The sequence below is a fragment of the Streptomyces sp. NPDC002754 genome, assembly GCF_053592315.1.
In genome coordinates this window covers 1-13,867 of the sequence record NZ_JBSFVM010000017.1, presented here as the reverse complement: position 1 = coordinate 13,867, position 13,867 = coordinate 1, and the positions used below count along the sequence as shown (strand labels likewise).

15 protein-coding genes are annotated in these 13,867 nt (G+C 71.1%); 5 read left to right on the top strand and 10 right to left on the bottom strand.

Annotated features, from left to right (window positions below):
• Position 1: 1 nt before the first annotated feature.
• Positions 2-598: a nuclear transport factor 2 family protein gene (locus ACWD2L_RS27445; RefSeq protein WP_351333159.1), complete on the bottom strand. Its 597-nt coding sequence runs from the start codon at positions 596-598 to the stop codon at positions 2-4.
• Positions 599-743: 145 nt separating this feature from the next.
• Between ACWD2L_RS27445 and ACWD2L_RS27440 the strand changes: the two genes are divergently transcribed.
• Positions 744-1,610 (top strand): IclR family transcriptional regulator, encoded by an 867-nt coding sequence (locus ACWD2L_RS27440; protein WP_351333162.1) that lies wholly within the window; start codon positions 744-746, stop codon positions 1,608-1,610.
• Between the two features lie 4 nt (positions 1,611-1,614).
• On the opposite strand, the gene ACWD2L_RS27435 is transcribed toward ACWD2L_RS27440, so the two are convergent.
• From ACWD2L_RS27435 to ACWD2L_RS27405, 7 genes are all read right to left on the bottom strand, one after another.
• Positions 1,615-2,559: a 3-carboxyethylcatechol 2,3-dioxygenase gene (locus ACWD2L_RS27435; protein WP_351333165.1), complete on the bottom strand. Its 945-nt coding sequence runs from the start codon at positions 2,557-2,559 to the stop codon at positions 1,615-1,617.
• A complete protein-coding gene (mhpA, locus tag ACWD2L_RS27430) occupies positions 2,556-4,289 on the bottom strand; it encodes a bifunctional 3-(3-hydroxy-phenyl)propionate/3-hydroxycinnamic acid hydroxylase MhpA (RefSeq protein ID WP_351333168.1) in 1,734 nt (577 codons plus the stop codon). The genes ACWD2L_RS27435 and mhpA overlap by 4 nt, the downstream gene beginning before the upstream one ends.
• Before the next feature lie 19 nt (positions 4,290-4,308).
• Positions 4,309-5,199: an alpha/beta fold hydrolase gene (locus tag ACWD2L_RS27425; RefSeq protein ID WP_351333169.1), complete on the bottom strand. Its 891-nt coding sequence runs from the start codon at positions 5,197-5,199 to the stop codon at positions 4,309-4,311.
• Positions 5,200-5,373: 174 nt separating this feature from the next.
• On the bottom strand, positions 5,374-6,387 hold the full coding sequence (gene dmpG / locus ACWD2L_RS27420; protein WP_351333171.1) for a 4-hydroxy-2-oxovalerate aldolase: 1,014 nt from the start codon (positions 6,385-6,387) through the stop codon (positions 5,374-5,376).
• On the bottom strand, positions 6,384-7,331 hold the full coding sequence (locus tag ACWD2L_RS27415; protein ID WP_351333173.1) for an acetaldehyde dehydrogenase (acetylating): 948 nt from the start codon (positions 7,329-7,331) through the stop codon (positions 6,384-6,386). The genes dmpG and ACWD2L_RS27415 overlap by 4 nt, the downstream gene beginning before the upstream one ends.
• On the bottom strand, positions 7,328-8,152 hold the full coding sequence (locus tag ACWD2L_RS27410; RefSeq protein ID WP_351333175.1) for a 2-keto-4-pentenoate hydratase: 825 nt from the start codon (positions 8,150-8,152) through the stop codon (positions 7,328-7,330). Before ACWD2L_RS27410 ends, ACWD2L_RS27415 begins: the two co-directional genes overlap by 4 nt.
• A 96-nt stretch (positions 8,153-8,248) precedes the next feature.
• Positions 8,249-9,013 carry an IclR family transcriptional regulator gene (locus tag ACWD2L_RS27405; RefSeq protein WP_351333178.1) on the bottom strand — a complete coding sequence of 255 codons (765 nt, stop codon included), beginning with the start codon at positions 9,011-9,013 and terminating at the stop codon, positions 8,249-8,251.
• 137 nt (positions 9,014-9,150) lie between these two features.
• Between ACWD2L_RS27405 and ACWD2L_RS27400 the strand changes: the two genes are divergently transcribed.
• Positions 9,151-9,837, top strand: a complete 687-nt coding sequence (locus ACWD2L_RS27400; RefSeq protein ID WP_351333180.1) for an IclR family transcriptional regulator — start codon at positions 9,151-9,153, stop codon at positions 9,835-9,837.
• Between the two features lie 5 nt (positions 9,838-9,842).
• Here ACWD2L_RS27400 and ACWD2L_RS27395 read toward each other — a convergent pair whose 3' ends face one another.
• A complete protein-coding gene (locus ACWD2L_RS27395; protein ID WP_351333183.1) occupies positions 9,843-10,328 on the bottom strand; it encodes a MarR family winged helix-turn-helix transcriptional regulator in 486 nt (161 codons plus the stop codon).
• Between the two features lie 115 nt (positions 10,329-10,443).
• On the opposite strand from ACWD2L_RS27395, the gene ACWD2L_RS27390 reads away from it, so the two are divergent.
• On the top strand, positions 10,444-11,199 hold the full coding sequence (locus tag ACWD2L_RS27390; protein ID WP_351333186.1) for an SDR family NAD(P)-dependent oxidoreductase: 756 nt from the start codon (positions 10,444-10,446) through the stop codon (positions 11,197-11,199).
• A gap of 64 nt (positions 11,200-11,263) precedes the next feature.
• Positions 11,264-12,070, top strand: a complete 807-nt coding sequence (locus ACWD2L_RS27385) for an SDR family oxidoreductase (RefSeq protein WP_351333188.1) — start codon at positions 11,264-11,266, stop codon at positions 12,068-12,070.
• 18 nt (positions 12,071-12,088) lie between these two features.
• Here ACWD2L_RS27385 and ACWD2L_RS27380 read toward each other — a convergent pair whose 3' ends face one another.
• Positions 12,089-13,180, bottom strand: coding sequence for an acyl-CoA dehydrogenase family protein (locus ACWD2L_RS27380; protein ID WP_351333191.1), 1,092 nt, complete (start codon positions 13,178-13,180; stop codon positions 12,089-12,091).
• Between the two features lie 46 nt (positions 13,181-13,226).
• Between ACWD2L_RS27380 and ACWD2L_RS27375 the strand changes: the two genes are divergently transcribed.
• A partial coding sequence (locus ACWD2L_RS27375) for an acyl-CoA dehydrogenase family protein (protein ID WP_451192035.1) occupies positions 13,227-13,867 on the top strand: 641 nt, incomplete at its 3' end.

The following is a 13,867-nucleotide window of genomic DNA, read 5'->3' as shown; positions in this document are numbered from 1 at the left end:
TTCAGGCGCCGGCGGCGTGCTCGTTGGTGTGGTTCGTGCCCGGCGCCTTGAGAAGCACGGACTGCTTCGGGTAGCTGCCGGCGAAGAAGTCGGGCAGGTCGGCGATGGCGACGTTCTCGGTCCTGGTCCTGGTGATCCGCCACTCGCCGTCGACCTTGCGGAAGGCGTTGTTGAGTCGACTGGCGCGGATCAGGGACTTGCCGTCCTCGAAGAGCCAGGGCTGGAAGTGGATCCACTGGCCGTCGGCCTCGTCCCCGTGCACATGGATCTGCTCCGAGGTGAGCCAGTGGGCGTTCAGGAGCAGCTTCGGGTCCTGGTCCTTCGGCCAGAAGCGGCTGAAGTGCGCGCGGATCGCCGCCTTGCCCTCGGCCCGGCCGAACTGGCTGTCGTAGTACTCGCCGACGCCCTCCCAGATGGCGTCCTCGGTGTAGAGGCCGAGGATCAGCTCGATGCGCTGCTCGTCGCTCTCCACCCCGTACTCCGGGCACGGTGTGTCGCACAGGAACATGTATCGCGCCTGGAGGCGGCGGATGTCGGCCTCGCCCTCCAGGACCTCGATGCGCTTGACCAGGGTGTCGATGGTGTCTTGGCTACTCATGTCGGCAGCCTCCACGCCGCGCGCCCCGGAAGGAACCGCTCGGTCCACTGGGCGGATCGACGCCTGTGGGGCTTGCCAAGCGGTTCAAAAAGTTTGAACAATCGGCCCTGTTCATTGTTCATTGGAACCGGCGAGGGGAAGCGGTATGCGCGCGAGCGCCCAGGCAGAACTCGGCACCGAGGAGCAGCCCGCCCCGGGAGCCGAGCCCACGGCCCCCGAACCGCACATGAGCTCCGTGCTCGGCAAGGCGCACCTGGTGCTGGGAGCCTTCTCCTCCGGCTCGACGTGCCTCGGCCTGAGCGAGCTCAGCCGCCGCTCCGGCGTGCCCAAGGCGACCGTGCACCGGCTCGGAACGGAGCTCGTCCAGCTCGGCTACCTCAGCCGCACCCCGGACGGGTACCAGCTCGGCTGGCGCATCTTCGAACTGGGCCGCCTCGTCCCCGGCCCCGCGCATCTGCGGGCCGTCGCGCGACCGGCGATGCTGGACCTGCGGGCCGCGACCCAGGCCGTGGTCCACCTGGCCGTGCCGCACGGCACCGAATGCTGCTACCTGGAACGGCTCGGCGGGCGCCGGGAGGCCGCCGTCGTCGCGGCCGTGGGGTCGAACGTGTCCCGCCTGTTCACCGTCTCCGGGCGGGTCCTGCTGGCCTACAGCGACGACCAGGAGGACGTGATCGCGGACCTCGAGGCACAGCGCGCCGAAGGCCTCCCGACGGCCGACCGGCTCGACCCGGTCGCGCTGCGCGCCGAGCTGGCCCAGATCCGTTCCCGCCGGTGGGCCCAGGAGCGGGAGTCGCGCATGCACGGGTACAAGAGCTTCGCCGTGCCGATCACGTACTTCGGGGGTGACCGGGTCATCGCCACGATCTCCGCGACGATCCCGGCCGACCGCCGCGACGACCAGCAGCTCATCCACGCGCTGCTGGCGACGGCGGCGGACATCGGCCGCGGCCTGTACCGGCAGGACGCCTCCCGAGCGGATGCCCGTCCGGGTGTCGGCATGGCGGGCTGAGGGCTCACCCCGCAGCGTGCGCCGTCATCACTCCGAACCCGGCGATGTACTCCTTGATCGGCCGGTAGAAGGAGTACGTCACGTCGTACGGGCCCGCCGCGCCGAGTGCGGCGAAGGCCGCGACCCAACTGCGCACCTCATGGGCGGAGTTGCCCGCGTCCTCCGCCATTCGCGCGGGTGTCATCGCGTCGATCGGGGAGAGGTCGCCGGAGGCGAGCGTCGCCATCAGGGCCCGGTCCCACTCGGGGTTGAGGTCCCGGATGGGGGCGGTGCCCGCGGCGAACGCCTTCGCTGTGTCGATGACCCGCTGCTGGCGGGCGTCGCGGGCCGCGGTCGTGGGGTGCCGGCCGTTGAGGAGCATGGCGCGGGCGGTGTCGTCCGCGGTGGCCCACTGGGGGACCGGCGGGTCGTGGGAGAGGCCGCCGGAGCCGAGGACGAGGACGCGCTCGCCCTCCAGCCCTGCGAGGAAGCCGCCGATGGCCTCGCCGAGCCGTCGCACGCGGCGCATCGTCACGAAGGGCTCGGCCACGCCGTTGACGAAGACGGGAATGGTGGGCACCGTGTCGATGCCGCCGAAGAGGATCTCCAGCGGCTGGATCGCGCCGTGGTCGACCTCCATGCGGCGGGAGACGGCCACGTCGATGTCACGTTCCGCGACCCACTGGGCGAGTTCCTCGGCGCGCCGGGTCGGCACGTTCAGCGGGCCCGCGGTGGTGCCGTAGTCGCCGACGCCCAGGGCCTTGTAGCCGATGCAGAACGGTGGCATCAGGTCGTAGAAGAAGCCGTTGTAGTGGTCCGGCGCGAAGGAGACGACCAGCGTCGGGTCGTACTCCTCGACGAAGGTGCGCGCGGCGGAGAAGGCGCCCTGGACAGCGGCGGTCACGTCGGCCGGCGGATCGGCGAACTCCAGTAGCGGGCTGTGCGACATGGTGACGAGGGCGACGGTCATGCCGGGGTTCCTTCCAGGGCCGGTTCCTTGACGGGTTCGGTGGTGAGCGACGCCGCCGTGCACAGGGCGGCGAGCGCCCGGGACGCCTGGCGGGCGAGGCAGGCCGCGGCCACGAAGTGGTCGGGGCGCAGCACGACAACGCCGCAGGCGCGGACGTCGAACCAGTCCTTGAGCGCCCCGGTACTGTCACCGACGACGGTGACGGGGGCCGGAGAGTTCGCGAACTGCCGCTCCGCCCACGGGCGTTGGGTCTCCGGCACGAAGGCGACTAGCTTGATCCGGTGCCGGCGCACGAGCGCGAGGTCGGCCTCGGTGAGGTGGGCCGTCGGGTCGGTGCCCCAGGTGGCGAGCGTCCACCAGTGGCCGGTGACGTCGTCGAGCAGGACGTCCATGGCCTCCGCGGTGGTGACACGTGGCTGAATGAACTGCAGCCCCACCGGGGAGAGTTCGCCCGCAGAGTCGATGAACGGGGCGAGGCGTCCACCGTGCTTGAAGTCGGCCCGTGCCCTGCCGGGAGCGAGCGTGGCCTGGTCGACCACGACACCGGCGGTGTAGCGCGGCATGGGCTTGAACCGCAGCTCAGTGAAGTACGACTTCCACTTCGGTACGAGGTTGAGCGCGGACGCGGCGACGTCACGCACGGTGCCGCCGAAGCGGCCCATCTTCATGACCGTGCCCGCCGCCATGTTCACATCGATCATGGCGGAGGCGTGCCCCCGGCGCTCCTCGGTGTACGTGTCCAGGAGGGCGTGACCCGCGTCGCCCGCGAGGACGGCGCTGAGCTTCCACGCCAGGTTCGTCGCGTCGCGGATCCCGGAGTTCCAGCCCTGGCCGAGCCAGACCGGCATCAGGTGCGCTGCGTCGCCCGCGAGGAACACCCGGCCCTCGCGGAAGTCGGAGGCGACGCGGCCGTGGTGGGCGAAGGTGCGCTGGTTGATGACCTTCAGGGCCGCCGGGTCGGGGACGTGGCGCCTGAGCAGGGAGCGCATGAACGCCGGGTCGTCGCACAGGTCGGTCGGCTCGTCGTCGTGGAGCATGAACTCCCAGCGGCGGATGCCCTGCGGCAGGCCGATGGAGACATACGGGCGGCGCGGGTCGGCGCCGAGGTAGACCGACGGGGTGCCGATCGGGTCGTCGGCCACGTCGACGACCACCCAGCGGGTCGAGGGTGACTTCCCCTCGAATTCCACGCCCATCCACTTGCGGGTGAAGGAGCTGCCGCCCTCGCAGCCGACGGCGTACCGGGCGGTGAGGGTGACCGTGTCGACCAACTCGCCTTCGGTGTCGATCCGTTCGGCGGTGACAGTGACATGGTCGCCGTGGTCGTCGAGGCCCACGACCCGGTGGGCGAAGCGCAGTTCGGTGTCGGGGAACCGGTCCAGTCCGGTGGCGAGTTCCTTGTCGACCAGTGGCTGGACGAAGCCGTGCTTGCGCGGGTAGCCGAACTCCTGGGTCCTCGGGTTGTTGGTGGCGAGGACCCGGCCGGCGCCGTTGACCAGGCGCACCACGTGGTGCGGGACCGTGAACGGCTGGACCCGTTCCCACAGGCCCGCCGTGTGCAGGGTGCGGATCGACTCGTCGTCGAGGCCGACGCCGCGCGGGTAGTCGATCAGCTCGTGGCGGGCTTCCAGGACGGTGGCCCGGTGGCCGCGGACGCCGAGCAGATTGGCGAGGGTGAGGCCGACGGGCCCTGCTCCGATGACAACGACATCGGTGTCAAGAGTGCTCATGTTGCGGGGTCCGTCCGGTTCAGTTGTGCGACAGGAAGTCGATGACGAGGCGGTTGAACTCGGCGGCGTGCTCGATCATCGCCCAGTGCCCGCACCGATTGAGCAGGACGAGACGGGAGTTGGGGATGTTCGCAAGGAGCCACAGGCTGGTCTCGTAGTGCAGCACCCGGTCGTCCTTGCCGTGGATCAGCAGGGTCGGTGTCTCGATGCCGGGGATCAGGTCGCGGTCGACCTTGATCGGGATGGGGGCGCCGTGCGCCAGGCCCTCGACGTAGTTCTGGAGGTGGTCGGGGCGGGCGAGGGCCGCCTCGGAGCGGGCCCGGGTGAGCTCCGGTGTCGCGAAGCGCGCCTTGTCGTACGTCATGATCTCGACGAGCGCCCGCATGTTCTCCGGGCTCGCGTCCTTGTACGCCCTGACGAGTACCTTCAGGCCCTCGCTTGGGCCGTCGCCCGCGCCGAACAGGGAGGCGGGGCCGCGGCCGAGCGAGGCGCCCATCGTCACGAGGTGGGTGATCCGCTCGGGGTGCAGCGTGGCGAAGCGGACCGCGGTGTGGGCGCCCATCGAGTTGCCGACGAGCGCGGCCTTCGTGAGGCCCAGCGCGTCGAGGAACTCCACGAGGGTCGCGTCGTGGTCCATGTCCTTGGTCGCCTGGGCGTCGGAGTCGCCCCAGCCCGGCATGTCGGGGGCGATGACATGGAACCCGGCGGCGGCGATCTCGTCGATGTTGCCCGAGAAGTTCGACCATCCCGTCGCGCCGGGGCCGGACCCGTGCAGCAGCACGACCGGCGCGGCGCCGGCCTGCCCGGCCTCGTAGTAGCGCATGCGCAGGCCCGACGGGAGGGCGATGTCGTGTGCTGCGGCTTCCTTGGTGAGGGACATGTGACCCGACTCCTCGTTCTGTATGTGCACGCTGGCGATCGTTATTTACACACCAGCGAGAGCGATGGAACGCCTGCCCGGAAGGAATGTCAAGGGTTCCCAGGCAGGTCGTCCCGTGGTGCGCGGCAGGCACGTGGCGGCCGTGCGGACATGCCGAACGGGGCCGGGAGGCACTGCCCTCCCGGCCCTGCGGTGTGCGTGGTGTCAGCTGGCCTGTGCGAGCCCGAGCGCCACGTCGACGATCATGTCCTCTTGGCCGCCGACCAGGCCCCGCTTGCCGACCTCGACGAGGATCGTGCGCACGTCGATGCCGTAGCGCTCGGCCGCCGCCTCCGCGTGACGCAGGAAGGAGCCGTAGACCCCGGCGTAGCCGAGGGTGAGGGTCTCGCGGTCCACGCGCACGGGGCGGTCCTGCAGCGGGCGCACCAGGTCCTCGGCCGCGTCCTGAAGGGCGAACAGGTCGCAGCCGTGCTCCCAGCCGTTGAGGTCGGCGACCGCGACGAAGGGTTCGATCGGGCAGTTGCCGGCGCCCGCGCCCTGGCCCGCGAGGGAGGCGTCCACGCGGTTCACGCCCTCCTCCACCGCGACCATGGAGTTGGCGACGGCGAGCGAGAGGTTCTCGTGGGCGTGGATGCCGAGCTCGGTGGCCGGGTCGAGCACGTCGCGGTAGGCGCGCATCCGCTCGCGGACGCCGTCCATCATCAGGCGGCCGCCGGAGTCGGTGACGTAGACGCAGTGGGCGCCGTAGGACTCCATGAGCTTGGCCTGCTGGGCGAGCGTCTTCGCATCCGCCATGTGACTCATCATCAGGAAGCCGGAGACATCCATGCCCAACTCCCGCGCCGTGGCGATGTGTTGGGCCGAGACATCGGCCTCGGTACAGTGCGTGGCGACGCGCACGGAGCGCACCCCGAGCGCGTACGCCTGCTTCAGCTCCTCGATGGTGCCGATGCCGGGGAGGAGAAGAGTGGTCAGGCGGGCGTTCTTGATGTGTGCCGCCGCCGTCTCGATCCACTCCCAGTCGGTGTGGCTGCCGGGGCCGTAGTTGAGGGAGCCGCCGGCGAGGCCGTCGCCGTGGGACACCTCAATGCCGTCGACGCCGGCCGCGTCGAGGGCGGCCACGATCTTCCCGACCTGCTCCGGCTCGATGCGGTGCCGGATGGCGTGCATGCCGTCGCGCAGAGTGACGTCCTGGATGAACAGCTTGGTGTCACTCATGCGTCGGCTCCCTGGAGTTCGTCTGCGCGCGCGGCCATGGCCTCGGCCATCCGCAGGGCCGCGCTGGTCATGATGTCGAGGTTCCCGGCGTACGCCGGAAGGTAGTGTGCGGCCCCCTCGACCTCGAGGAAGACGGACACCTGATGGGTGACCGGGGCCGTGGTGAGCGTGTGCACCGGCTGGTCGGCGGGGACCGGCGTAATCTGCACCTGCTGCTTGAGGCGGTAGCCCGGCACATACGCCGACACCTCGTCGACGCGCTTGGCGATGGCCGCGCGGATGGCGTCGTGCGCGGCCTCGTCGGGCGCGTTCACCAGCGCGAGCACGGTGTCCCGCATGATCAGCGGCGGCTCCGCCGGGTTCAGGACGATGACGGCCTTGCCGCGCGCCGCGCCGCCGACCGTCTCGATGGCGTGACTGGTCGTCTCCGTGAACTCGTCGATGTTCGCGCGGGTGCCGGGCCCTGCGCTCTTCGACGCGATCGAGGCGACGATCTCCGCGTACGGGACCGGAGCCACCGAGGACACCGCCGCGACGATCGGGATGGTGGCCTGGCCGCCGCACGTCACCATGTTGACGTTCTCCGCGGCGACATGGGCCTCGAGGTTGACCGCCGGGATCACCATCGGGCCGATCGCGGCGGGCGTCAGGTCGACGAGCTGCTTGCCGTACGGGGCGAGCGCCGCCGCGTTGGCGATGTGCGCCTTCGCGGACGTGGCGTCGAAGACGATCCGGATGTCCTCGAAGCCGTCCATCGCGATCAGGCCCTGGACGCCCTCGGCGGTGACGGGAACGCCGAGCCGCTTGGCGCGGGCGAGTCCGTCGGAGGTGGGGTCGATGCCGACCATCGCGCCCATTTCGAGGGTGTCCGAGAGGCGGAGCACCTTGATCATCAGGTCGGTGCCGATATTGCCCGAGCCGATGACGGCGACCTTGGTCTTCATGCGGAGGCTCCTTCATGGCTGGAGGCGTGGAAGCGGACGGAGACGGAGCCGAGTCCGCCGATGTCGGCGGTGAACACGTCGCCAGCCGCGGCGGGCACCATCGGGCCGAGCGCCCCGGACAGCACGACCTGGCCGGCGCGCAGCGGGTCGCCGACGTCGCGCGCGGTCCGGGCGAGCCAGGCAAGCGCGGTGAGCGGGTCGCCGAGGCAGGCCGCGCCGTCGCCGCTGGAGACGGCCTCGCCGTGCCGCTTCAGCGTCATGGTGGCCTCGACCGGCTCGAACTCGGCGAGCGGCTCGGCCGCGGCGCCGAGGACGTAGAGCGCGGAGGAACCGTTGTCGGCGACGGTGTCACCGAAGGTGATGTCCCAGCCGGCGATCCGGCTGTCCACGATCTCCAGCGCGGGCACGGCGTGCGCCACGGCGGCCCGGATCTGCGCGTCGTCCAGGGGGCCTTCGGCGAGATCCGCGCCCAGGACGAACGCGATCTCCGCCTCGACCTTGGGCTGGAGCAGGTCGCTGACCGGCACCGAGCCGCCGTCCTCGACGCTCATGTCGGCGAACAGCACCCCGAAGTCCGGCTGGTCCACGCCCAGTTGCCGCTGCACGGCGGGCGACGTGAGGCCGATCTTGCGGCCGGTGACGCGGCCGCCCGCTTCGAGACGGTCCGCGGTGAGCAGCGCCTGGACGGCGTACGCCGCCTTCACGTCGTCGCTGCCGATCAGGTCGCGCACCGGGGGGCAGGGCACGTGGTCGGCGGCGGCGCGCAGCAGCCGCCGCGCCGCCTGTGCGACGGCATCGTTGCCGGGGGGAATCTCGTTCATGCCCTCAGCTTGGCGAAAGGAGCCGCCCTGGGCCCAGCACGGAGTTCCGCCTCACGGAACTCGCCTGCGAATCAGTACCTGGGCCAGTGCCTGGGATCAACGCCTGCGCAGCTCAGCGCGGCGGCCGAGCATCGCCGAGATGCCCGCCGCGGCCGCGCGCACGCTGTTCGCGTGCCGGGCGGGCTGGAAACGGTGCACCGGACCCGTCACACTCACCGCCGCCACGATCTCGTCCGCCGGTCCGAAGATGCCCGCCGCGACACACACGATGCCGACCGCCGACTCCTCGTACTCGAAGGCGACACCCTTCGTGACGACGTCGGACAGCTGCCGTGCCAGTACGTCGAGGTTGGTGATGGTCCGGGGCGCCTTGCGCTCCAGCGGCCCGCGCAGCGTGGCCTCGCGCACCTCGGGCGGCGAGTGGGCCAGCAGCACCTTCCCGATCGCCGTGGCGTGCAGCGGCATCCGCCCACCCAGCCGGGACGGCGAGTCGGCCTGCTGGTGCCCGCCCATCTTGGCGACGTAGACGACCTCCGTGCCCTCGCGCGTGCCCAGATGGACGAGTTCATGGGTGCGTACGTACAGGTCCTCGAGGAACGGCGTGGCCACTTCGAGCAGTCCGCGCTCGACCGACGCGCGCATCCCCAGCTCGAAGACGAGCCCGGACAGCCGGTAGCGCCCCTGGACGCGGTCCAGGAGCCGGGCCGCCACGAGATCGCCGAGGACCCGGTGCAGCGTGCTCTTGGCGAAGTCGGTACGCCGTTGCAGCTCGGCGAACCCGAGGGTGGTGTCCTCGACGGTGAAGGCCTGGAGCACGGTGAGGGCCTTGGCCAGGACACCGCTGGGCGCGTCGTCGCTCAAGGCGTTTCCTTCCGGGCCGTCGGTGCGTCGAGGTGTCTCGAGGTGTCTCGACTTTACGGGACGGTGTGCACGGATACCGGGCCGTCCGCCCGTACCGCAGTGACGGTGTGTCACCACCGCGCACGTAGACTGATCCGATGAGCGACAAGCAGGCGGGCAAGGCCGTCGGGTCCCAGACACTCTCGCGTGGACTGCTCGCCCTCGAACTGGTCGCAGGCCAGCCGCAAGGGCTCGCCGTGCAGGACGTCGCCGAGCGCCTCGGCGTCCACCGCACCATCGCGTACCGGACCCTGGTCACACTCGCCGAGCACCACCTCGTCGTACGGGCCTCCGACGGCCGCTACCGGGCCGGGTCCGGCACGGTCACGCTGGCGCGCGGATACGCGGCGGGCGTCCGCGAGGCCGCGCTGCCGGTGCTGCGCCGCACGGCCGACGAACTCGGTGCCACGGTCGCGCTGATCGCGGCGGAGGGCGACGAGGCGGTCGCCGTCGCGGTGGTCGAGCCGCTGTCGGTGGACTACCACCTCAGCTACCGGGTGGGCAGCCGGCACCCCGTCGGGGTCGGCGCCGCGGGCCTGGCCCTGGCCGCGCTGCGGCTGTCCGCACGGGCCGAGTCGCCCGAGGTCACGCAGGCCCGCGACCAGGGGTACGCGCAGACCTTCGGGCAGATCGAACCCGGCGCGTACGGCGTCGCCGTGCCCCTGTACCTGGCGGACGCGGCGCTGCACATGTGCGTCAACCTGATCACGTCACGGCAGGACGTGGCCGCCGGGTCCGTCGCCACGATGCGCGCGGTCGCGGAGGAGATCTCGGCGCTCGGCTGAGCCGACTAGCGACCGGGGGTCGACCGGTCCCACGCGAGGCCCTCCAGCTGCTCGATGCCGTGGTTGAACTCGACCATCAGCGCCAGGAATTGCTGAGTGCGTTCGCTGCTCCAGCCGGCCGCCTCGATCAGCCGGGCGGCCCCCGCCCGGCTGATGGCACGGTCCGCGTCCAGCCGCTCCAGACCCAGCGGGGTGGGGCGGAAGGTGCGTGCGCCGCCCTTGGCCGCGGCGTCGATCCGCTCGACAAGACCCTGTTTGAGCATGGCGGCGACCTGCCGGTTGATGGTGGACACGTCGGCCTGGAACGTGTGCGCCAGTTCCTTGAGCGTGAGCGGCTCGCCCGTTTCCAGGCGGGTCAGCAGCACGTAGGCCGAGCGATCGAGACTCTGGCCGATGCGCGGGCCGCGTGCCGCGATGAAGTGCCGGGACAGCAGGGTCAGCTCCCGCTCCAGATCTCCCAGGCGACGTTCCTGCTCGCTCGGCTCGGTCATGAGTGCCGTGTTCCTTTCGTCGCGGTCTCCGGCCGCAAGAGGCGGACGGGGGGTGCGCGTTAGTGTGTATGTAACATGCACATCATAGCGTGCATACGAAGAAAGGCATGTCGTCATGAGCTTCCCCACCCTGCAAGGCAAGACGGCCGTCGTCACCGGCGGAGCGTCCGGTATCGGCGGCGCCATCACCAGGCTGTTCGTCGAACGCGGTGCCCGCGTGGTCGTCGTCGACCTGCAAGAGGAGGCGGGGGAGGCGATCGCCGCGGAACTGGGTGACGCCGTGGTCTTCCTGCGGGGCGACGTCAGTGACCGCACGGTCGCCGACACCGCCGTGGCCACCGCGGTGGACCGCTTCGGCTCCCTGGAGGTGCTGGTGAACAACGCGAGCGTCTCTCGGCAGAAGCCGCTCGAGGAGCAGACGGACGACGACTGGGACCTCGCGATGGGTACCGGTCTGTACGCGACCCGCAACTTCATGCTCGCCGCTCTGCCGGAGCTCAAGAAGACCGGCAACGCGAGTGTCATCAACTTCGGTTCCGGCGCGGGCCTGAACGGCCAGCCCAACCAGGCCTCCTACGCGGCGGCCAAGGAAGCGATCCGCGGCCTGAGCCGGGTGGCCGCCAACGAGTGGGCGCCGTTCAACATCCGGGTCAATGTGGTCTGTCCGATGGCTCTGACCGCCGGCGTTGCCGCCTGGGCCGAGGCCCGCCCCGAGCAGTACGCCCAGTCCGCCGCCTCCGTGCCGCTCGGCCGGTTCGGCGACCCGGACCGCGATGTCGCACCCATCGTCGCCTTCCTCGCCGGCGACGACGCGCAGTACATGACCGGGCAGACCGTGATGGCCGACGGCGGCGCCGTGAAGCTCCGCTGAGGCCCTTACCGGCGTCCGCCCCCAAAAAAACACGTACGTACTGAACCACCATGAGGAGACCGACATGGGAACCATCGCTGTCACCGGAGCCGCATCCGGTATGGGTGCCTCCATCGCCGCCCGGCTCACCGAACAGGGGCACCGTGTCATCGGCGTCGACCTGCGCGGCACCGACGTGGAGGCCGACCTCGGCACCGCGGAGGGGCGACGCGCCGCGGCGGCCGAGGTGACCAGGCTCGCCGACGGGCGCCTCGACGGCTTCGTGCCGTTCGCCGGAATCTCCGGCGGCGCGAACCGGCCGGCGAGCCTGCTGGTCTCCGTCAACTACTACGGCGCCATCGGCCTGTTGGAGGAGCTGCGCCCGGCCCTCGCCGCCGCGGGGGAGTCCTCCGTCGTCCTAGCCTCCTCCAACTCCACGACCACACAGCCCGGTTGGAACCCGCGGCTCGCCGCGGCATGCCTCGCGGGCGATGAGGAGGCGGCGCGCACCCTCGCCGACTCCCTGGGTGACGAGGGTGGCGTGCTCACCTACCCGGCCACCAAGGCCGCGATCGCCCAGTACACGCGGACCCGCGCCGCCGACTACATCGCGGACGGCATCCGCCTCAACGCCATCGCGCCGGGATTCATCGACACCCCGATGACCCAGGCCGGTCGCAAGGACCCGCGGATCGCGGCGGGTATCGAGGCGTTCCTGAAGTCCATCCCCGCGGGGCGGGCGGGCAGCCCGGAGGACGTCGCGGAGCTGGTGCTCTTCCTGCTGTCCGCCAAGTCCGGTTACTGCGTCGGTACGTTGATGTACTGCGACGGCGGCCTCGACGCCCACCTGCGCGGTCTGGACTGGCCGAAGGTGTGGACCCCGGAGGGCTGAGCCCTTCTCCGGATCCGGCTACCGCTCGGCGAGCAGGTTCAGGCCGTCGGTGAGTCGCCTGCGGTGCCGGGCCGGTGTCCCGAAGAGCTGGGAGGATCCGTGCGCCCGCTTGAAGTAGCGGTGCGCGTCGTGTTCCCAGGTGATGCCGATGCCGCCGTGCAGCTGGATCATCTCGCCCGCCACCGCCGAGAAGGCCTCCGAGCACGCGGACTTGGCCACCGACACGTACCTGCTGAAGTCCGGCGACTCCGCCGCCGCGAACGCGGCGCCCAGGGCCGCGGACCGCGCCGACTCCACCAGTACGTAGGCATCCGCCAGCCGGTGCTTGACGGCCTGGAAGGAGCCGATGGCCCGGCCGAACTGGACGCGCTCCATGGCGTACGCGACCGTCAGCTCCAGGCACCTCTCGGCGGCCCCGACCTGCTCGGCCGCCAGGGCCGCGCAGGCGAGGTCCAGGGCGCGCTCCAGCGCCCCGGCCGCAGCGCCGTCCGTACCGACGAGCCGGCCCTCGGCCCCTTCGAACCGCCACCTCGCGAGCGGGCGGGTCTGGTCCATGGTCGCGCGGGCCTCGACCTGTGCGCCCGGCTGCCGCGGGGCCACCTCGAAGAGCGAGATGCCGCAGTCGGTGCGGGCGGTCACGAGCAGCACATCGGCTTCGGCGCCGCCGAGCACATGCTGTTTGACGCCGTGCAGCCGCCAGGTCCCGCCGGTGTCACGCTCGGCCCTGGAGTCGATCGCCGCCGGATCCCACGAGCTGTCCTCCGCCCAGGCCAGGGCCGGGACGGTGCCGCCGTCGGCGATGCCGGGCAGCAGTCGCGCGCAGGTGTCGTCGTCACCGGTGGCCAGGACGGCCTGCGCGGCGAGTACGGCCGAGCCCAGAAGGGGAACGGGGCTCAGTACCCGCCCCAACTCCTCCATCACCACGTGCGTTTCGACCGCCCCGCACCCGGCCCCCGCGTACTTCTCCGGTATGGCGAGAGCCGCGACGCCGATCTGCTCGGTCAGTGGCTGCCAGGCGTCCGCGCCCTCGTGCCGACCGAGCAGTGACCGGACGGCGGAACGCAGTTCCTCGTGCTCACGCGACAGCCTCAAGCTCTGGCCGACGGACATCCGACCCTCCTTCCCTAACAAGTGTTTGGTAGGTTAGCGTACGTCCATGACCAGCGTCGAGGAGTTCCGTGCCGAGGTTCGCAGCTGGCTGCGGGCCAACCTCACCGGTGAGTTCGCCGCGCTGCGTGGCCGCGGCGGACCCGGCCGCGAGCACGAGGTGCTGGCCGAACGGCTCGCGTGGGAGCGCCATATGGCAGCCGCCGGATGGGCCTGCGTGGGCTGGCCGGTGGAGTACGGAGGCCGCGGCGCCACCCTCGAACAGCAGGTCGCCTTCCACGAGGAGTACGCCCTCGCGGACGCCCCGGCCCGGGCCAACCACATCGGCGAGCAGCTCCTCGGACCGACCCTCATCGCGTTCGGGACACCGGAACAGCGCGCGCGATTCCTGCCGCCGATCGTGGCGGCCGAGGAACTGTGGTGCCAGGGCTACAGCGAGCCGGACGCCGGATCGGACCTGGCCAATGTGCGCACCAGGGCCGACTGTGACGGTGAGATGTGGACGGTGACCGGACAGAAGATCTGGACCTCGCTCGCCCACGAGTCCGACTGGTGTTTCGTGGTCGCCCGCACCGACCCCGGATCCGTACGCCACCAGGGGCTGTCCTACCTGCTGGTCCCGCTCGACCAGCCGGGGGTGGACATCCGGCCCATCACGCAGCTGACGGGAACCAGCGAGTTCAACGAGGT